This is a genomic window from Emergencia timonensis, assembly GCF_900086585.1.
In the GTDB taxonomy this organism is placed as follows: Bacteria; Bacillota; Clostridia; order Peptostreptococcales; family Anaerovoracaceae; genus Senimuribacter; species Senimuribacter timonensis.
In genome coordinates this window covers 663,845-684,171 of sequence record NZ_FLKM01000009.1, presented here as the reverse complement: position 1 = coordinate 684,171, position 20,327 = coordinate 663,845, and the positions used below count along the sequence as shown (strand labels likewise).

General features: G+C 44.6%; 20 protein-coding genes and 1 riboswitch. All 20 genes read right to left on the bottom strand.

What is annotated here, in order from left to right:
• Nucleotides 1–36 precede the first annotated feature (36 nt).
• The gene (locus BN6539_RS14145) at nucleotides 37–984 is read right to left on the bottom strand and encodes an SPFH domain-containing protein (RefSeq protein ID WP_330385091.1); all 948 of its coding nucleotides are present in this window, start codon (nucleotides 982–984) and stop codon (nucleotides 37–39) included.
• Between the two features lie 13 nt (nucleotides 985–997).
• Nucleotides 998–1,456 (bottom strand): NfeD family protein, encoded by a 459-nt coding sequence (locus BN6539_RS14140; RefSeq protein WP_082907533.1) that lies wholly within the window; start codon nucleotides 1,454–1,456, stop codon nucleotides 998–1,000.
• 32 nt (nucleotides 1,457–1,488) lie between these two features.
• Entirely contained in the window at nucleotides 1,489–1,926 is a 438-nt protein-coding gene (locus BN6539_RS14135) for a COG2426 family protein (protein WP_227142532.1), read from the bottom strand.
• A gap of 83 nt (nucleotides 1,927–2,009) precedes the next feature.
• A complete protein-coding gene (locus BN6539_RS14130) occupies nucleotides 2,010–5,066 on the bottom strand; it encodes an EAL domain-containing protein (protein WP_067539853.1) in 3,057 nt (1,018 codons plus the stop codon).
• A gap of 10 nt (nucleotides 5,067–5,076) precedes the next feature.
• Nucleotides 5,077–5,421, bottom strand: coding sequence for an Hpt domain-containing protein (locus BN6539_RS14125; RefSeq protein ID WP_067539850.1), 345 nt, complete (start codon nucleotides 5,419–5,421; stop codon nucleotides 5,077–5,079).
• On the bottom strand, nucleotides 5,414–5,575 hold the full coding sequence (locus BN6539_RS22780; RefSeq protein ID WP_207645101.1) for a hypothetical protein: 162 nt from the start codon (nucleotides 5,573–5,575) through the stop codon (nucleotides 5,414–5,416). Before BN6539_RS22780 ends, BN6539_RS14125 begins: the two co-directional genes overlap by 8 nt.
• Nucleotides 5,576–5,682: 107 nt before the next feature.
• A complete protein-coding gene (gene ppdK / locus BN6539_RS14120) occupies nucleotides 5,683–8,310 on the bottom strand; it encodes a pyruvate, phosphate dikinase (RefSeq protein WP_067539848.1) in 2,628 nt (875 codons plus the stop codon).
• Nucleotides 8,311–8,322: 12 nt separating this feature from the next.
• Nucleotides 8,323–9,726 (bottom strand): glycine--tRNA ligase, encoded by a 1,404-nt coding sequence (locus BN6539_RS14115; RefSeq protein WP_067539846.1) that lies wholly within the window; start codon nucleotides 9,724–9,726, stop codon nucleotides 8,323–8,325.
• A gap of 23 nt (nucleotides 9,727–9,749) precedes the next feature.
• Nucleotides 9,750–10,445, bottom strand: coding sequence for a DUF4342 domain-containing protein (locus BN6539_RS14110; protein WP_067539844.1), 696 nt, complete (start codon nucleotides 10,443–10,445; stop codon nucleotides 9,750–9,752).
• A 12-nt stretch (nucleotides 10,446–10,457) separates the two neighbouring features.
• Nucleotides 10,458–11,228: a DNA repair protein RecO gene (gene recO, locus BN6539_RS14105; protein ID WP_067539842.1), complete on the bottom strand. Its 771-nt coding sequence runs from the start codon at nucleotides 11,226–11,228 to the stop codon at nucleotides 10,458–10,460.
• Nucleotides 11,229–11,231: 3 nt separating this feature from the next.
• Nucleotides 11,232–12,134, bottom strand: coding sequence for a GTPase Era (gene era, locus BN6539_RS14100; protein ID WP_067539840.1), 903 nt, complete (start codon nucleotides 12,132–12,134; stop codon nucleotides 11,232–11,234).
• Nucleotides 12,131–12,508, bottom strand: coding sequence for a cytidine deaminase (cdd, locus tag BN6539_RS14095; protein ID WP_067539839.1), 378 nt, complete (start codon nucleotides 12,506–12,508; stop codon nucleotides 12,131–12,133). The genes era and cdd overlap by 4 nt, the downstream gene beginning before the upstream one ends.
• 2 nt (nucleotides 12,509–12,510) lie before the next feature.
• A complete protein-coding gene (gene ybeY / locus BN6539_RS14090; RefSeq protein ID WP_067539837.1) occupies nucleotides 12,511–12,978 on the bottom strand; it encodes an rRNA maturation RNase YbeY in 468 nt (155 codons plus the stop codon).
• Nucleotides 12,979–12,980: 2 nt separating this feature from the next.
• Nucleotides 12,981–13,964 carry a PhoH family protein gene (locus BN6539_RS14085; RefSeq protein WP_067539834.1) on the bottom strand — a complete coding sequence of 328 codons (984 nt, stop codon included), beginning with the start codon at nucleotides 13,962–13,964 and terminating at the stop codon, nucleotides 12,981–12,983.
• Nucleotides 13,918–14,952 carry a sporulation protein YqfD gene (locus tag BN6539_RS14080; protein ID WP_074038132.1) on the bottom strand — a complete coding sequence of 345 codons (1,035 nt, stop codon included), beginning with the start codon at nucleotides 14,950–14,952 and terminating at the stop codon, nucleotides 13,918–13,920. The genes BN6539_RS14085 and BN6539_RS14080 overlap by 47 nt, the downstream gene beginning before the upstream one ends.
• Nucleotides 14,900–15,157 carry a YabP/YqfC family sporulation protein gene (locus BN6539_RS14075; RefSeq protein ID WP_067539828.1) on the bottom strand — a complete coding sequence of 86 codons (258 nt, stop codon included), beginning with the start codon at nucleotides 15,155–15,157 and terminating at the stop codon, nucleotides 14,900–14,902. The genes BN6539_RS14080 and BN6539_RS14075 overlap by 53 nt, the downstream gene beginning before the upstream one ends.
• Nucleotides 15,158–15,763: 606 nt before the next feature.
• Nucleotides 15,764–17,917: a sortase B protein-sorting domain-containing protein gene (locus tag BN6539_RS14070; protein ID WP_067539825.1), complete on the bottom strand. Its 2,154-nt coding sequence runs from the start codon at nucleotides 17,915–17,917 to the stop codon at nucleotides 15,764–15,766.
• Between the two features lie 51 nt (nucleotides 17,918–17,968).
• Nucleotides 17,969–18,053: riboswitch (cyclic di-GMP riboswitch) on the bottom strand.
• 429 nt (nucleotides 18,054–18,482) lie between these two features.
• Nucleotides 18,483–18,929: a GatB/YqeY domain-containing protein gene (locus BN6539_RS14065; protein WP_067539824.1), complete on the bottom strand. Its 447-nt coding sequence runs from the start codon at nucleotides 18,927–18,929 to the stop codon at nucleotides 18,483–18,485.
• A 24-nt stretch (nucleotides 18,930–18,953) separates the two neighbouring features.
• Entirely contained in the window at nucleotides 18,954–19,133 is a 180-nt protein-coding gene (gene rpsU / locus BN6539_RS14060) for a 30S ribosomal protein S21 (RefSeq protein ID WP_067539822.1), read from the bottom strand.
• A 259-nt stretch (nucleotides 19,134–19,392) separates the two neighbouring features.
• Nucleotides 19,393–20,319 (bottom strand): NAD(P)-dependent oxidoreductase, encoded by a 927-nt coding sequence (locus BN6539_RS14055; RefSeq protein WP_067539820.1) that lies wholly within the window; start codon nucleotides 20,317–20,319, stop codon nucleotides 19,393–19,395.
• Nucleotides 20,320–20,327: the final 8 nt, after the last annotated feature.

The window sequence follows — 20,327 nt, the reverse complement described above, 5'->3', positions numbered from 1 at the left end:
TCAGCGAGGTGCTTTCAATGTTGATTTACTATGCGATTAGTCTTCTTTGATCAATTCTTTCAGAGAAGTTGCCAGCCCTGCCAGGCCTGCAATTTCTGAAGGAATGATGATCTTTGTTGCCTGGCCGTCAGCAGCCTTCTCGAAGGAATTCAAACCCTGCAGGGCAATAACTTCCTTGTTTGGCTGTGATTCAACCAGCATTTTGATACCGTCGGCAGTCGCCTGTTTAACCATTCTGATTGCTTCTGCCTGACCTTCGGCTTCTCTGATGGAGGCCTGCTTTCTGGCCTCTGCATCGAGAATCTTTGATTCCTTACTAGCTTCAGCTTCCAGGATGACCGCCTCTTTGTGTCCTTCTGCGGTCAGTATCGCAGCCTTCTTCTCACCCTCTGCTCTGATGATCGCTTCTCTTCTTTCTCGCTCAGCTCTCATCTGCTTTTCCATCGCCTGTTGGATATCCCTTGGCGGTGTAATATTCTTTACTTCCACACGGTTGATTTTGATACCCCATGGATCAGTAGCTTCGTCCAAAACAATACGAATCTTTGTATTGATCGTCTCACGGCTGGTCAAAGACTCATCCAGTTCTAATTCACCGATGATATTTCTCAAAGTCGTCGCAGTCAGATTCTCAATTGCGTCCATTGGACTTTCAACACCGTAAGCATATAGCTTAGGGTCTGTAATCTGAAAATAGATAACTGTGTCAATTTCCATAGTAACATTATCTTTGGTAATAACCGGCTGTGGCGGGAAATCAATCACTTTTTCTTTCAGAGATACTTTCCTGGAAATCTTATCGATTAGAGGCACTTTAAAATGCAGCCCTACTTGCCATGTTCCTTTATATGCACCCAGTCTTTCAATGACGTAGGCTCTTGCCTGCGGCACGATTCTGATATTCGTTACAACCAATCCGATTGCTACGATAATTAAGACTACGATTACGATTATTTTAATTACTTCACCCATTTCAACTCCCATAATAATCTCCTTTCTATTCAGCCAAAGGGACGACCACGGCCTTTACCCCTTCAATGGCGGTTACTTGAACTCTTGTTCCTTCTGCTATAACAGTATCCTCCGCTTTGCAGATTGCAGTCCAATCCTGGCTTCCCAGCCGGATAATACCAGGCTCCAGGGGCTTAATCGCTGAAGTCACGACTGCTTCTCTGCCAATCAAGGCATCTACATTGGTCTTTTCCTGTCCAGTATGTAGCTTTTTCACAAACAGCTTCCTGGTGCTGAACAGGAGAATGATCGAAACCACGAAGAACAAGCCAATTTGTATTTCCAGCCCTGCGCCTAATAAAGCTGCAATCAATGCAATGACAGCGCCGCCGGCGAACCAAATAGTCGTCAGACCCATGGTCAGTCCTTCGATGATGACAAAGATGACCGCTGCAGCCAGCCAGAAGACCGGCATACTGAACCATGATAATCCTAAAATCATCATTCTTACCTCCTTTTGTTAGATTCCACCGTATGTTAAAACAACATACTTGCTCCGTATGTAATATACGAAACCACAATCCCTGCGATGATCACACCGATCATAATTGCAGGAAATGCTCTCTTCATCCTCATATCCAGCATAGCAGCAACAAGTGCTCCCGTCCATGCTCCAGTTCCTGGAAGCGGGATTGCGACCAGGAGCACGAGGCCAAACCATTCGTACTTTTCAACCATACCTGATTGTTTCTTTGCCTTCTCTTCAAACCTGCAGACCAGATGGTCCAGTTTTTCACTTTTGGTTCTGATAAATGCAAATACTTTTCGCACGAACAATATGATAATAGGCACAGGGATTAAATTGCCAATAATCGCTGCAAAAAGCGCTGTTCTCACACTGAGACCATTGGCAACGCCGATGGGAATCGCTCCCCTCAGCTCAATGATTGGCACCATGGATATAAAAATTGTCATTATGATATTTCCTATATAAGTTCCCCAAAGACCAACCATCTATTATATTTTCACCCCAATTCCTAGTTTTCTTAATTATACAATTAATTTCGCTCGTTGTAAATACTACTTATGTTTTCCCCGGTATTTTTTGCGTTTAATCTTGCAGTTTCGGCATTTTCATACAGTTCGTCAAAAGTTTTTCCTGCCCCTGGGGAGAACGCTGCGCCAATAGAGCAGACGATTACAACGTGGTCTTCACTGTTATCTGCCGTAACCAGCTCTATAAACTCGTCCAGACGTTCCTTCAGTTTTTCTAAGTCTTTGTAATTCTTCGCAAAGACACCAAAGATGTCGTCATCTGTTCTAAAGCCGACATCATCCCTGCGGAACAGCTCTTTGATAATCCTGCCGATTTTTTTCACCAGACTTTCGTCATAGTGCTCCAGATATTGTCTGCTCGTTTCCGCAAAATTATCCACCGCAAAGGTGACCATCACGTTGAGATCATCAGCAAAATCTTCCAAATACTCATCTACAATCTTTGTGGCCGCATCTAAATGATATAACCCTGTAGTTCTGTCAATTCTCGCCATCTGCGCTGCAGAATCATATTTTCTGACCGCTTCCTGCATAAACTTGATAGAATCCATCGCATTGCTGACCCTCTTTTTTACAATTTCCGGCACAAAAGGTTTGACGATATAGTCGTTGATGCCCATATCTAAAGCGATTTCCTGTTCGTTGAGTTTATCCTCCGCTGAAATGATGATGACCGGAATGTTGGCTATGGCAGGCAGATTCCGTTTGTGCTGCAGAAAATCCCAGCCGTTCATCCGCGGCATGACGATATCCAGAAGAATAACAGAGACATTAGGCGCTTCATTTAGTTTTTCCAGGGCATCCATACCATCTGAGGCTTCAATGATGGTGTATTGATCCGAAAAGATCTTTTTCAAAATCGCTCTGTTGGCCGGCATATCATCGACGACCATCATGATATTTCCATCACGACCTTCTCCAATCAAAGCTTGCCGGTATTTTGTCAATTCAAAGTCGATGCGTTTCTGTGCAGTCACGTCGTCGAGCAGACCCAATACTAGGTGCTTGTTTCCAATCTCTTTTAGATATCTCAGCTTCAGATTGACCCAAATCGATGCTCCTGTAGCGGTATATCTGATAAAGTCACACTCGGCAGTGCCGTGCGTTTTTACTGCCGTGCGGAAAGAATTCATAACGATGTCCCGATATTGGCTGTCGACAATTTCTATCGGATTTCCCATTCTAATAGCAGGGTCGTCTGAGCCGAAAAGATCATAATAGCCTTCGTTTATTCTCACAAATTCCATATTCTGGCCGTCAAATTCAAAGATTGCCAATGCCTGAAGCAAATCTCCAAACAGCACTTTCATCTGCGGGTTGGATTGGAAAAGGGAGTCTACATCAAAATCGTCATTATCGCTGTTCCTCAGATTTCCGTCAAAGCCTTCCGCTTTCATCCTCAGTTTTTTGTACTCTCCTACCGACATCGGTTTGGCATAATAATATCCCTGTACATAATCGCAGCCTACAGATTTCAAAAAATTCACCTGGCTGGCAGTCTCAACGCCTTCAACGATGACCGGAATCTTCAGCCATTTAGCCATTCGAATGACAGACGCTAGAATGTTCTCTCCCCGGCCCGTATCTTTAGAATTGGAAAGGAACAGCATATCCAGTTTGAGAATATCTACTTCAATATCCTTGAGAATGCTCAGTGAGGAATAGCCATTACCAAAGTCATCCATCAAAATAGTGAAGCCATTTTCATGAAGATCGCTGACCAGCTTAATCAAGATCATCGGGTTAAAAGCATACGCGCTCTCTGTAATTTCAAATTCCAACAGATCGTGAGGCAGCTGATACTTGTCTACCAACTGCACGATAGATTCTGCTAACCGGGAATTATAAATATCCACTCTGGATACGTTGACGGAAATCGGCAACGGATTAAGACCTTCGTCAATCCAGCTGCGCAACAGTTTGCAGGTTTCTTCCCACATGTAGTAATCCAGATTGGTGATAAAACCGTTATTCTCAAACACTGGAATAAAATCTCCTGGTGAAATCATCCCTTTTTCTGGATGCATCCATCTGACCAGTGCCTCTGCTCCGGCGATGGCATTGGTATGAATATTGTATTTAGGCTGAAGATAGATACAGAACTCCTCATTCTCCAACGCTCTGTGCATATCGTTGAGAATCTCCTGTTCTTTTTTCAGCTTCGCGTCCATTTCGTCGGTATAATAGGTAAAATATTTCAAGTAATTGCCTGCGCCCTCTTTGGCCGCAACGCTGGCATTGCTGTACATCACCTCTGCAGGCATCCGATTATCTTTCACCACGTACAATCCAAAGTTAGGTTCGATATCATAATCGGACCCGTACTGTTCGAGCAGGCTTTTGGCGCGATCGATCATCTGCTCCAGTTCATCTGCATCATATTCCATGCAGAAGCAGAAGACATCCGACTCCATACGTCCATATGTGAAAAGATCATACGTTTCTGCAAAGAGCTTTAAGATTTTGGCTAAATACTGAATTAAACTGTCCGCTTCTTTTGCGCCGTAGAAAGTATTGATCAGTTGAAATCTGTCCACTTCAAAGTAGACAAACACGAACTGTTTGTCTGCATTGCGCTTAATCATGGATTCCGTTTTCTTCATGAAATGAACCCTGTTATAGATTCCTGTCAATTGATCGTGGCAGGCCATGTGCCTCATCTGTTCTGCTGCAGCGACCTCACTTCTGCCAATAGCGTTTCTCAGTCGACAGAGAATCACTTCCGGATTATATGGTTTGGTAATAAAATCCCAGGCACCCATGCGGAGGGCTTTGATCTCCTCCTGGTTTTCACTGCTGGCAGTCATGACGATAATCGGAATATTGCCCAATTTAGAATCATTGCTGATCTCTTCGAGCAGTTGAAAACCATCTATTAAAGGCATCACAATGTCGCTGAGGACAGCAAGAATACGATCCGGCATCTCACGCATAATACGAAGTGCTTCTTCACCATTTTCTGCCTCCCGGACCGAATATTCTGTTTTAAGGATTTCTCTTAATACTTCTCTGTTGATCGCATTATCATCAACAACCAGAATACTTTTTTCGCTTTCCATTCGGTTCCTCTTATCTTAAAATCTCTTTTAGCTTCTCATTTTCTGCAACTAGTTTTTGATAATTTTCTTTGACGGTTTCAAAGGTTCCTTCTCTCAGGGGCTCCACGATTTCTATATCCAGAAGATACAGCGGCGTCAGCCCCATATTTCCATGAACGCCTTTTAAGGTATGGGCATAGTCAAATGCTAGTTGTATATCTCCCGCGTCAATGGCTTTTCCAAGTTTGACGATGGCCTCCTCTTCTGCAATCTGGTGCAGGAAGTCCATATACATCTCCTCGTCGTCAAGAAATCGTTCCAGGGCACCCTCTACGTCGCATTTCCATTCCTTCATCTGTTTAAAAACATCATTCAACACGTACACCTTCTTTCCATGTCAATTCATCTACTAGGCGCAGAATTGACAACAGGTACTCTCTATTTCTAAAAAAGACAAAGCTGGCCTCAACCTGTACTTCTGCAGGTTCAAAAGAGAACGCTTTGTCTATACCATGCATTTCTTCTATCACATATTTTCTACAAGAATCATTATATCATTCCTCGAATCATAATTCAATCCCTGCTTCCTTTTTATGTCAAAAAAGGAGCTGTCTCTTTTAAGACAGCTCCTTCTGCTTTAGTCTGCTATTTTTTCTTTGATTGCTGCTTGTGCTGCTGCGATTCTCGCAATTGGCACACGGAATGGCGAGCAGGAAACATAATGAAGTCCAATTTTGTGGCAGAATTCGATACTTCTAGGGTCTCCTCCGTGTTCGCCGCAGATTCCTAATTTGATGTTCGGTCTGGTCTGTTTACCTTGTTTTACGGCATGCTCCATCAGAGAGCCGACACCTTCCTGGTCGATGGTCTGGAACGGATCGTCAGCCAAAATGCCTTTGTCCATATACTCCTTAATCATTTTGCCAGTGTCGTCTCTGGAGAAACCGAAGGTCATCTGTGTCAAATCATTGGTTCCGAAGGAGAAGAACTCTGCTTCTTTGGCGATGCTGCCAGCTGTCAGCGCTGCCCGCGGCACTTCTATCATGGTACCGATGAGATATTCCATCTCCACGCCGTATTCTCCCAAGCAGGTTCCTATGGTTTTCTCTACGGTAGCTTTGACGTCTGCAATTTCTGACTCCATACCTACCAGCGGAATCATGATTTCTGGAATGATGTCAAAGCCTTTCTCCTGCTTCACTTCAACGGCAGCTTCTATAATTGCTCTGGTCTGCATCTCCGCAATTTCAGGATAAGTAACAGCCAATCTGCAGCCTCTGTGTCCCAGCATCGGGTTAAACTCAGATAGCTCTTCTGCAATCTGGGATAACTTAGCATAGGAAATTCCTGTCTGTTCAGCCAGTTCTCTCGTATCCTCTTCTGTATGCGGCAGGAACTCATGAAGCGGCGGATCCAGGAGTCTGATGGTAACCGGCTTATCTTCCATGACTTTGTAAATCGCCTTAAAATCGGATTTCTGGAACGGCAGCAGTTTCGCAAGAGCCGCTCTTCTCTCTTCTTCTGTCTCTGCCATAATCATCTGTCTGATTGCTGGAATTCTCTCTTCCTCAAAGAACATATGCTCTGTTCTGCAAAGACCGATACCCTGTGCGCCAAATTCTACAGCCTGTTTCGCGTCTCTCGGATTATCCGCATTGGCTCTCACTTTCAGAGAACGGATTTCATCTGCCCAGGACATCACAGTACCGAAGTCACCGGAGAATTCAGGCGCAACTGTTTTAATCTCTCCTTTGTAGACGATTCCTTTGGAACCGTTTAGGGAAACGTAGTCGCCTTCTTTATATACATCGTCCTTTATAGTCAAAGTCTTTTCGCTCTCGCTGACTGCGATTTCACTGCAGCCGGCTACACAGCATTTGCCCATGCCTCTGGCTACTACAGCAGCGTGAGAGGTCATGCCTCCTCTGGCAGTGAGGATGCCTTCTGCAGCCACCATGCCAGCCAGGTCCTCAGGCGAGGTCTCCTGTCTTACAAGAATTGCCTTCTCGCCGTTGGCAACGGCAGCTTCTGCGTCAGCGGCAGTAAAGTAAATTCTGCCAGTGGCCGCTCCCGGTGATGCAGGAAGTCCCTTGGCCAGGACTTCTGCCTCTGCTTCCGCCTTTTCATCGAAGTTAGGATGGAGCAGCTGATCAATCTGGTTTGGATCAATGCGGGAAACCGCGGTTTCCTTAGAAATTAAATCCTCGCCTACCATATCGACGGCGATTTTCACCGCTGACACGGCAGTTCTCTTCGCAGCTCTGGTCTGTAACATGTATAGCTTATTGCGTTCAACAGTAAATTCCATATCCTGCATGTCTTTGTAGTGTTTTTCTAATACGTCTGCAATCCGTTCGAAGTCCTTATATACGTCTGGGAAGGATACTGCCATTTCCTTAATTGGTTTTGGCGTCCTGATGCCGGCAACCACGTCTTCTCCCTGGGCGTTGACAAGGAATTCTCCAAATAAGGCATTTTCTCCCGTAGCTGGATTTCTTGTAAATGCCACGCCAGTGCCTGAAGTATCTCCCATGTTGCCGAAGACCATGGCCTGTACGTTGACTGCAGTTCCCAGTTTATCAGAAATATTGTTCAGTTTTCTGTACAGAATAGCCCTGTCGTTATTCCAGGACCGGAATACCGCCTGAATCGCTTCCATCAACTGTTCGCCCGGTTCCTGCGGGAATTCTCTGCCCATGAACTTCTTGACAAGAGCCTTGTATTCTACGATGACAGCCTTCAGGTCTTCTGCTGTCAAATCTACGTCGAATTCCGCCCCGGCTTTTTCTTTCTGTCCGTCAAAAATAGCGTCAAACTCGCTCTTTGGAATCTCCATCACTACGTCGCCGAACATCTGTATAAATCTTCTGTAGCTGTCATAGGCGAATCTTTCGTTGTCCGTCAAGTTGCTCAAGGTGATTACGGTTTCATCGTTCAGGCCTAAGTTCAAAATGGTATCCATCATGCCCGGCATGGAAAAAACAGAGCCGGAACGCACGGACACGAGGAGGGGATTCTCCGTATCTCCAAACTTTTTCCCTGTTACATTTTCTAATTCCGCCATTTTCTCATGGATTTCGTCGATAATTTCATCAGCGATGGTCTTGTTTTCTTCGTAGTATTTGTTACATGCTTCTGTCGTTACTGTAAAACCGAATGGAACTGGCAGACCGATTTTGGTCATCTCTGCTAAATTTGCACCTTTACCGCCGAGAAGGCTTCTCATATCTTTTGAGCCTTCATTAAATGAATAAACGAATTTCATATCTAATCTCCTTTAAAATACCAATCTCTCTTCAATATATCCTTTAACTTGGTCGATAGGAAGTCTTACTTGCTCCATGGTATCTCTATCACGAATTGTAACACAACCATCTGTTTCAGTATCAAAATCAACGCAGATACAGAAAGGCGTACCGATTTCATCTTCTCTTCTGTATCTCTTCCCGATGGAACCCGCTGCGTCATAGTCCACGTTGAAGTACTTAGAAAGCTCCTCAAAAATCGGTTCCGCAACAGGCGCCAGCTTTTTCGCCAGTGGCAGTACAGCCGCCTTAAACGGTGCCAGAGCCGGATGGAATTTCATGACGACTCTCGTGTCTTCTTTTCCATTGCCATCGGTCAGCGTCTCTTCATCATAAGCATCTACCAGGAATGCCAGAGCCACTCTGTCGGCGCCCAGGGACGGTTCGATGCAATACGGTATATATTTCTCATTGGTCTCAGGATCGGTATAGGTCATCTCCTGTCCTGAGAATTCACTGTGCTGTTTCAGGTCGAAGTCCGTTCTGTCTGCGATACCCCACAGTTCTCCCCAGCCGAACGGGAACAGATACTCCAGGTCCGTCGTCGCATTGCTGTAGTGAGACAGCTCTTCTTTTTCATGATCCCTGGTTCTGATGTGTTCCATGTTCATATTCAGGGATTCCAGGAACTTGATTGCATACTGTTTCCAGTAGTCAAACCATTCTAAATCCGTTCCCGGCTTACAGAAAAACTCTAATTCCATCTGTTCAAATTCTCTGGTTCTAAAAGTAAAGTTACCAGGAGTAATCTCGTTTCTAAAAGATTTTCCAATCTGAGCAATTCCAAAAGGCATCTTCTTTCTGGAAGTTCTCTGCACGTTTTTGAAATTGACAAAGATACCCTGTGCCGTTTCTGGTCTCAAGTAGATTTCTGATTTCGAATCCTCGGTAACGCCCTGGAACGTTTTAAACATCAGATTAAACTGTCTGATGCTGGTAAAATTGCTCTTTCCACATTCAGGACATTTCATTTCTTTTTCGGCGATGTAGCCTTCCAGTTTCTCATTGGCCCAGCCATCTACTGGAACGACCTCCATGCCGTTTTCCTGCATATAGTCTTCAATCAGTTTATCTGCTCTGAATCTTGCTTTACATTCCTTGCAGTCGATCAGTGGATCAGCAAAGCCGCCTACGTGACCGGACGCTTCCCAGGTTCTGGGATTCATCAGAATCGCCGCGTCAAGCCCTACGTTGTATTTGGATTCCTGTACAAACTTTTTCCACCAGGCTTTCTTGACGTTGTTCTTGAACTCCACACCCAGAGGACCGTAATCCCATGTATTTGCAAGGCCTCCATAAATCTCGGAGCCAGGATATACAAATCCTCTGTTTTTCGCAAGTGCAACGATTTTCTCCATTGTAACTTCTTTACTCATTGATGCTAATATCCTTCCATTTTTTATTTTTCTTCTTCGTGTACCTCATCAAACCTGCAGTCATCACATTTTTCTTCACAAGGTTCTTCGCATACGTCACAATCCTTGTCACAAAGATCCACGCTGTCCATATCGATGTCGTCATCGTCGTAATCTTTATCCTTCATCATTTTTTCTTTTGCGTCTTTGGCGGCATCTTTTGCTTTGGCAAAGGCCTCCCCGCTTATTTCTTTTATATCTTCATAAACGCCAGGGGCCTTCTCTTTGATGTCCTCATAGATGTCGGCGCCTTTTTCTTTTGCTTCTTCATAGATATCGCCAGCTTTTTCTGTAATGTCGATAATAGAACCATCGTCTTTGACGAATTCTATTCTGCACTTGAAGCCAAAGGCCGCAACCACGCCTGCAATCATTCCCCAAGGGGCAACCACTGTTCCCAAGACGCCTACGGTCAGAGGAATGTTGATAATCGTATCACCGTCTCTCGTCACCAGAATCTTTGAGATGTTGCCCTTCTTTACGACTTCTTTCATCTTTGATATCAAAGCCTCACCCTGGGCGCCGATCTTCTTAGAAGATTTCTGGTCGATGGTCTCTTCAATTGCAATAATCGCATCGACCACATTTCCGTCAGCGCCTTCTAAAGCTTCCTTGGCTTCTTTGTAAGTCACGCCTGTTCTGTCTTTGACTAATTCGATCTTTTCTAACGTAATCTCCATTTCATGTACCTCCTAAAATTTCCCTTCAAAAATACTCTCACTTTTCAAAGTGCCTATGTCTAAATAATATGACATGTATTTTCTCAATATTGCCTGTAAACTCTCGGCAGCCTTCTCGTCCAGAGCTATTTTCTCAAACGCTTTGATCGGCGTATCAAAAAAATATTTCAATATCTTTACTATATCAAATTTCGCTTCATAAATCAATGTATCATTGGCTTTATTTGCCGTATTTTCCAGGTTTTTTTCCCTACAGTCACTGCACATCATGCCGCCGCTTGCAATACTGAAATAACGCAGATCTTCACTTTTGCCGCAGCAGGTGCATTGGTCAAGCTGAGGATAGGTGCCCAAAATCGCCAATGCTTTGACTTCATAAGCCAGCACCAGGGTTTCGTGTCTTTTCTCTCTACTCTCCATCGCATCCAGAAAATCAATCAGCAGATTGAACAATCTGGGTTGCGGCAAATCCTCCGGAACCATCTTTTCTGTCAGCTCCAGAACAAAGGAAGCCTGCATATACTTGTCCACGTCTTCCCCAATTCGGAAAAAGCTTTTTTTAACATCAGCACTGTTGATATTGTAGTATTCCCTGTTTTTGTACAATTCATAGGTACCATAAGTGAAAGGCCGCATGGCAAGAGCCGATTTTGTCCTGCCCTTTTCGTTGATATTGCTGCCCGCACTGATCTTCCCATATTTCTTTGTAAACAAAAGAATCATCCTTCTGCCGCCTGTCGCTTTGACCTGTCTGAAGATGATTCCCTCCGAATTGATGTACATAACCTATTCCTTGTAACCGAAATTAGACAGCGCAAAATCACTGTCTCTCCAGTTTTCCTTAACTTTGACCCATAATTCCAAGTAGACCTTCGTACCAAGCAGCGCTTCGATCTCCAGGCGTGCCGCCTTGCCGATGCCCTTCAGCTTCTTGCCCTGCTTGCCGATGATGATACCCTTGTGAGATTTTTTTTCACAGTAAATCACCGCTCCGATGCGGGTGATATTGGGTTCTTCTTTATAAGACTCGATTTCTATGGCTACGCCATGGGGAACTTCCTCCTCCAAATAATTGAGCACCTTTTCTCTGATAATCTCACTGACGATGAAGCGTTCCGGATGGTCGGTCACCATATCTTCGGGGAAGAACATCGGTCCTTCTTCCATGTATTCTTCAATCTTGTTCATCAGCTCGGGAACGTTTTTGCCTTCTAGGGCTGACGTGCCGAAGATGCCGTCAAAGACCCCCAGCTCATCGTATTCGTCAAAGATTTCTTTGTACTCTTCCGGACCCATGGTGTCGATCTTGTTGATGACAAGAATCTTCGGCGTCTGCAGATCTTTGAGCAGGTCGACAATGTATTTGTCTCCCGGTCCTTTTTTGATGCTGCCGTCCACCAGGAATAAGATCACGTCTACTTCTTTGAAGGTATTCAGCGCCATATCCGTCATGGCTGCCCCCAGCTTGTTTCTTGCCTTGTGAATGCCCGGCGTATCGATGAACACCATCTGCACGCCGTCAGTTTCCCCTTCCTCGTCAAACCTGGTATAGATGCCTCTGATGCTGTTTCGCGTCGTCTGGGGCTTGTCCGTCGTAATGGCGATCTTTTCTCCTAAAATGCTGTTGAGCAATGTCGATTTTCCCACATTAGGGCGGCCGATGATGCCGATAAAACCTGATTTCATCATAATTTAAATCCTTCCAGTAATAGTTCGTTCAGTTTGTATATTTTCAGGTGCGCCTCGTCTTCCCCGACGATGACGTCAAGATCCGGTGCAAATTCGTAGAGAAATTGTCTGCAGATGCCGCAGGGGTATGCCGTTCCTCCGCTGGATGCAACAGCCAGAGCCTCAAACGCACGAAACCCCTCCGAGACGGCTTTGACGCAAGCTGTCCGCTCGGCACAGATCGTAGCGCCGTAAGAAGAATTTTCCACGTTGACACCGGTAAAGACTTCCCCCGTCTTGGTTAAAAGCGCCGCTCCCACGCTGAATTTTGAAAAAGGCGCATAAGCATTGGGCATGACCCCTGCCGCCTTTCTGTACAGTTCTTTGTAGTCCATATTCATTCTCCTCTACTATCCCGCAATATTCCCAGATGTGCCATCACTTCTTCTTCTCGCTGGCGCATTTCTTTTTTCTCGTCTTCCTCCATGTGGTCATAACCCAGCAGATGGAGGATGCTGTGGGTGAACAGGTAGATGATCTCTCGTTCAAAGGAATGGCCGAATTCTTCCGCCTGCTCTAAGGCCCTGTCTTTGCAGATGACCACGTCTCCCAAACAGATTTCTCCAAACTCCGGAATCTCGTCAAGATCGTCAAACTGAGGGAAAGAGAGAACGTCCGTCACCTTGTCCGTATCTCTGTATTCCCGGTTCAGATTTCTGATTTCTTCCCCTTCCACGAAAGTAACGCTGATCTCTGTCCGCTCTTGATCCACCTGTTCCAGATCCAAACAGTATTCGGCTGCTTTTTTCATCGTTGCCAAAATCGTTTCATCCACTACTTGTCCATCTTCAAAATAGATATTCATGATTATTCCTCAATCTCTTCTGGATACTTCTTATAAAACTGATCGTAAGCGTTGATAATCTGCTTGACCAATTCATGTCTGACCACGTCTACATCCTTCAAATAGCAAAAATCGATGTCCCGTACGTTCTTTAGTACCCTTTCCGCCTCAATCAAACCACTTTTCTTCCCTCTAGGCAGGTCGATCTGGGTGATGTCGCCGGTGACGACAACTTTTGAGCCAAAGCCCATTCTGGTTAAAAACATTTTCATCTGTTCCCTGGTCGTATTCTGCGCCTCGTCAAGGATGATGAAGGAGTTGTCCAAAGTCCGGCCTCTCATATATGCCAGCGGAACGACCTCGATCACTTCTTTTTCTTTCAGTCTGGAGGCATTGTCCCTTCCCAGGATATCGTACAAGGCGTCATACAGAGGGCGGAGATAGGGATCTACCTTTTCCTGCAGGTCGCCGGGAAGAAAGCCCAGCCGCTCTCCCGCTTCTACAGCCGGTCTGGCCAGAATGATCTTCTGTACTTCTTTATTTTTAAAGGCGTTGATCGCCATGGCTACAGCAATATAGGTTTTACCTGTTCCCGCTGGTCCGATACCAAAGACAATGTCTTTTTTTCTGATGCTGTTCACATAGTTCTTCTGTCCGATGGTCTTCGGCTTCAGTGGTCTTCCTTTACAGGTAAAACAAATGATATCCTTGCTTACATTGTTCTCTCGATAAGATAGACCCTGCTCCTTGAGGCTGATGATATAGTTGACCTTCTGAACATCCAGTTTTTCTCCCACTCTGATAATGTCCATCAGCTCCTTGAGTATGCCTTCTGCTAATTCCAGCTTGTCACCGCGCAGCAGCAGACAATCGTCTCTTTGAAAGATTTCTACACCTGTACTTTCCTGAATTAAGCCAAGGTTGGCATCCATGTTGCCGAAGAGTTCTACTCTGTCAACATCATCCTCGATCTGTATCTTCTTTAGTTCCTCGTTTGTGTTTGTCAATTACAATCTCCTTTTCTTTCCCCACCTGCTGGCGAGTTTCTACCGTACCATATACTCTTATTATATTTTTTTTCTTGTCAAAATGAAAGTCTTTATTTAAAATTTGCGCACTTTCCGGGATATTTTCTGCAATCCACTCTCTCAGCATGGTGCCCGCAGCAGCTTTGACATCGTCTGTCGGCTCCATATAAAAAGAATAATAATAAGGTACTCTGGCTACGATTTTGCCTGCAGCGTGGACGTAATGTTCCGGTGAATCATCTTTTCCCATTTCATAGGAAGGATGTTCAATGGGAATGGTTCCTGTAATCAGTATATCCCCTTTTTTCACAAAATCATTCTTAGCGACGACACTTCTGCCCGTGTAAGACAAAATTCTTTCAATGTAGCAGTCTTGGTCTGCTACAATGTTGCACGGAGTCTCTTTACCGACTTTGTCACTTGGAACCTGTTTGCTTTCAGAAATTTTCACTTCCACGTAGTTCCCCTCGTAAGCCACTTTTGCCCATACGATGTTGTCAAACTCTTTGAAGAGCCTGCGCTCAATGGCGTCGCAGTCGAAATTCTTTCTGCTGCCTTCGTAAAGACCTTCTTCTCGGAGACATTCTCTGATGCTGCTTTCCGTAATACTTTTGCAGCCGATGACGTTGATTTCTCTGACAAAAAGTGTTTGAGCACCAAAAAAGAGAAGAAAAATCGCCATGCCTGCAATCATCATCTTTCCTGCCTTGATTTTCCTGGCAACCGGATGCGCACCTCCTTCGTCGATGATGGTAAATTTATATTTGCTCTTAGCGAATTTCTTGATTACCCGGAAATCTTCTTCTGCCACTGTCATGCAGACTTCCGTTTCGTCTTTATAATCTATTTGGCGTATGGTCATGCCGCGGGCAATCGCCTCCGAAATAATTCGTTCAGGCTTAAACCCTTCCAGCTTAATCCTTACCCAATGCCTTATAAAATTCGATTCCCTCGATTTTTCCTTCAAGTTCCATTCGTCCTTCCCAAATTTCGCTTATCACAAATCTGCTTCCTTTGACAGTAACATAAAAGCGTCCCGTATCAACTGTCACCGAAGTATCGCTGATCAAAACTACTCTGAGTACATTTTCAATGATGGCTGCATTTGCAGAAGCCGTAACCTTTGGTCCTGTAATATCGAAGTCAAAGGTAAATTCGTTTATCAGTTTCATGTTAGAATGTATGCCGTGTGGTCAGCCGATATGACTTGTTAATGGGCAAAAAGATATCAGATGGACTCATCGCCCGAGCGAGCGACTCGCTGACCGGGCGCCCTTGTACTCTTGAACTGCCGCTGTTACGCAGTTTCGCCTGATTTTGCCTCTTTCGTTAAGCAGCCTGCTGCTGGGCACCGGCATATGCGTAACTGCCCCCTCTTTGCAAAGGGCGTGTTACGCAGTTTCGGCTAATTTTGCCTCTTTCGTTAAGCAGCCTGCTGCTGTGCACCGGCATATGCGTAACTGCCCCCTCTTTGCAAAGGGTGTGTTACGCAGTTTCGCCTGATTTTGCCTCTTTCGTTAAGCAGACTGCTGCTGGGCACCGGCATATGCGTAACTGCCCCTCTCTTTGCAAAGGGTGTGTTGCGCAGTTTCGCCTAATTTGGTCTCTTTCGTTAAGCAGCCTGCCGCTGGGCACTGGCATATGCGTAACTGCCCCCTTTGGTCCAACTTCTTGGGTCAGTCAGTTGATTCCGCGTAGCCCGGTTTTTAAAAAACAGTAAAAAATCCGCCGCACCACATCTTGCGGTACGACGGCTAAAACAAGCATCGTTTTAAATTTTATTTACTCGATCTTTTTCTTCTCACCGTAAGAGCCAATGCTCCACTGACGCCTACAGTCAGAATCAAATACAGAGCCAGTTGTGATTCATCGCCGGTTTTCGGCTGATCCGGATGATTTGACTTCGTCGCTTTTACGTTGTCATCCTCCTTCAAATGCTCGTCCGGCGGAAGCTGCTGGTTTGGATTGTCTTTCGGATTATCAGGCTTCTCAGGATCTTCTAAGTTCTCATCTGGCGGCAGCGGCTGCGGATCGTTCGGATCTGGATCCACAGGTGGGTCAACCGGCGGATCTACTGGTGGAACGATTACCTGACCTGACACGTTTCGGTAATAATTGAGAACAATCACGTTAGATGCCGGATCTACTACAGCAACCAAACTCAATTTTGCTGGTTCTTCAAGTTTATAGTCATTCCCATCATACCTGTTCCATGCAGCTTCAGGTACTACGCTTGCCGTATTACCGACACCAATTGCAACCTGGTCTACCCTGGTCACAGAGCCGTCTAAGACTGGTGCACTACCGTCTGTGGATGTAAAGTATTTGGTTATTACACTATAGGTTGTATCTGTACGTTCTAGTGAAAAACCTGCAGTGAATCCATAGTTGTAATTCTGATATGTGTTTCGTGTATCCGGACTGTTAATCCAAGCTTCAAAGCCTTCCCACAGGTAGGAATTGGCTCCATCCTCTGCAGATGCGGCAATATCGCCCCATGCTTTAGAGATAGACTGATCAAATACTGTAGCTTGTTTATTATGGTAAGCTCTCATCAGCGAGCCTATCGTATAAGCATTGTTTTCATGTCCAGGATAGCCAGCACCTGCAGGAGTCAGACTGTATAGATGATTGTAGAAATAGTTGTATAACAGTTCTGCAATCTCTGTATTCTGTTCCTTAACAGATGTTGTGTTTCCAGATGTCAAAAGTACTGCGATTTCGCTGTCTGGCAGCTGTTCAAGAGCTGTATAGCTGGTATTTTTCTTTTCATTATAGTAATCCAGATAATACTTGTGTAAATCATCAATACCATTAGAATAACCGGCTTCTACTAGTTTTGCGCCCAACACAGCATCTGTCATCTGTTCGTTTGACACTTTTGATGTACTTGTTACACCATACAGACTTTGTATGGCTCCATTTTTGCTTCTGACTGCAAGGTATTCCTCTGGAATATTCTGGCTGTCATATCCGATTGCGTTTGACTGTGTTGCCCAGCCTTTGTCAAAATACTGCTGATAGTCTTCTGTCGTAACGGCAAAGCTGCCATTCTGATATCCATATCCATGGGAAGAATGGTTTACAATGGCAATTTGAATCGGGGCTGCATCTCCTGGAAGATAGGTCATATAATTTGCAGCGTTGTTGATTGCATCTCCCATAAAAATGTTTACCTTATTTGCCTCAAAGTCCTTCGGAATGGTGTATGTGATTTTGGAGACAAAGAGTTTGTGCGTTTTAATTTCTTCCTTGCTCATTGCATCAACTTCTGCCTGCGTAAATACCTCTTTGGTTTTAGTAGAGGTATACGTGATCTCGTAAGTGATGCCTTCGCTTGTCGGTGCAAAGGAAATTACGTTAGTTTTCCATTTGCTCTCTCCTGATACATACGTATATTTGGCAGGAATCACTTCAGTCTTTGTCGCGTCGCAGTCTTCGCGCTGGCATGTAAATAATTTTTCACCACTGGTCGAGTCGGTGGCTGGCGTGGTAACAGTTCCTTCGTCCCAGTCATGGCCCAGGGCTTTCATCTCTACAGATTCGGTTGCTTCACAACCCTCCGCGGTACAGGCGTACTGTTTTATCCCATTCTCTGTACAAGTTGGAGCTACAGTATTCTCACCTTGATTCCAGGCATGGCCTGCCAAAACAGGCACAGTCTTAGTCGCATTGCAGCCAGGAATTGTGCAAGTAAACAGTTTTTCACCATCTTCTGTACAGGTGGCTGCCATAATCTCCTGACCGTCATCCCAGGAATGGTTGTAGCAGCTATCGTCATGAACATGTCCTTCTTCTGCGCTTTTGCAGTTCAAGCAGAGATCCTTCTCTTCTGTACCAGGAACGATATTATCAGCAAAAGAAGTCACCCCCATCAGAGCAATCAGACTCACTGCCAGCAACAGTGCCATCAGCTTTCTTAATTTTTTCATTCTTTCCCCATCTTGCGGGCGTACCCGCTTTTACCGGGTATATGTCCGTACCCGGACAACTGGCTGCCAACCATGGGGATGGTAAGGCCCTTTAGTTTTCCGTCACCGGTTTTCACCGGCTTTGGCAAGATTCCTCCTCTCTCTATATATTTTGATGCAAGACGACCTTGCATCTGACATCTGATAATAAAACAAAAGACCTTGTATTCAATACAAAGCCATAAAGTCCGCCTGCCTGATTAGACTGTCGTTTTGTAGAATGCGACCGGCAGTCTGGTTTCCGCCAAATCTATCCGCGTTCTTTCCAACTCATAGCAGGTTTTCCCTCTGCCTTACATATCTAATAATATTATACCCCTCGTACATTTTTTTCAAGCGTTTTAAGGAAAAATTTGTCTTTTTGACAGAGTTGAAATCTATGAATTTACAGCTTCATATTAGTATCAGTTCGCGGAAAAATTTTAATTTGTTGAAACGTCCTCCATTCGAACCTGTTGAGGCAAGTTTTTCTGACTACATTAAAAAAACAACCCAGTATTTCTACCAGGTTGTCCTCATTCAGATATTATGAAAGAAATTCCATCACGACATCTTTCACCAGGGTTCCGTCGGCAAGACCCTTGACCTTACCCATGACGGGTCCCATGAGTTTGCCCATGTTCTGCTTGCCTCCTTCAATTCCAAGTGAGGCTGCAGTCTCTTTTACAATTTCAAGCACTTTCTCTCTTGATAACTGCTCAGGCAGATAACGGTTAAGAATTTCGATTTCTGCATTATATGAGTCGACTAAATCTGTTCTACCAGCTTTTTCAAAATCAGCGAGGGCATCTTTACGCATTTTAACTTGCTTTGATAAAATTGCAATAATGCCTGCGTCGTCTAGTTCTTCTCTGTTGTCCACCTCGTATTGCTTGACTGCTGCACGAGCAAGACTGATTGTATTCTTGGCGATTTCGTCGCGGGCTTTCATCGCGTCTTTAAAATCGGCCATAAGTTGTTCTTTCAAAGCCATTTATATCACCTCGATCCTAAATGACTAGAATTTCTTAGCCTTTTTTCTAGCGGCTTCAGACTTTTTCTTTCTTTTTACGCTTGGCTTCTCATAGTGCTCTCTTTTTCTAAGCTCACTCATAACGCCGTCTCTAGCGCACGATCTCTTAAATCTCTTTAGAGCGCTTTCCAAACTTTCGTTTTCTCTTACAATTACTTGTGCCATATTCCAATTCACCTCCTGACCAACTTGAAATATTCAGCTGTGAACAGTTTCGTGTCTATAACGGAATTATTATACTATTTTTGAACGAATTAGGCAAGTCAATTTTCGAATTTATTTCCTTTAACTTTTTGGTACATGCCCTTACGGCGATACCCTTTGCCCTAAAACCGGGGCTTCTTAACAATTTTCCCTTTTGCTACCATTGCAAAAAGAAAAAGGAATGATGCCAAACATTCCTTTTTCAGACTCCACCTAAGTCCTATAGAGAGGCTAAGATAGAGGAGACCGCCATTTTGATTGAGTTGTCATTCGCTTCCTGGGTATAGTAGCCAATGTGAGGTGTTGCGATGACATTTTTCAACTGAGCGAGCTGATAATCCCTAGCCGTTGGCGGCTCGCTGTCATATACATCGATGGCTGCGCCAGCCAGATTCCCCGAAATCAACGCTTTATATAAATCTTCTGTATTGACCAATTCCGCTCTGGCTACATTGATTAAAAGTGCGTCTTTTTTCATCAGCGATAATAATTTATGATCGATGATCCTTTCATTTTCTTCCGTTACTTTCATATGTAAGGTTACAATATCAGCCTCCATAAAAACTTCTTTCATGGATTTATATTGAATATTGTAATTTTCTTTTAAATACTCACTTTCATAGATATCACAGGCTATGACTTCAGCTCCCAGTGCTGCAAACTTTTCTGCGGATAAGCGCCCAATGCTCCCAGTGCCGACGACCCCGACGGTAGATCCTTTGATTTCCTTACCCATCAAACCGTCGATGGTCCATCTGTCCTCTTTCAATACCCTGTCGGCAGGAGGGATATTTTTTGCCAGAGATAGAGCCATTGCTGTTGCAAACTCCGCTACCGCATTACTTCCGTAACCGTCAATATTGAGCACTCTGATTCCTTTGCTCTCAGCGTAATCGACATTGACAAAGTTCCACATGCCTGTGCCGATAAATTGAAGTACCTTCAATTTTGGGAGAGCATCCAGCATTTCCTCAGTAAACTGCATCAGCCCGAAAGCGATAACGTCGGCATCACCTGCCCGATCAATAACTTCTTCCGTTCCTGCAGGTATGCCATTGAAGACTTCTACTTCGCCTATGGCCCTCAACGGATCCAATAGTTCCGGTTTATCTATAAAAATACCTGCATCAATTAGACAAAATTTCAAATTAACAC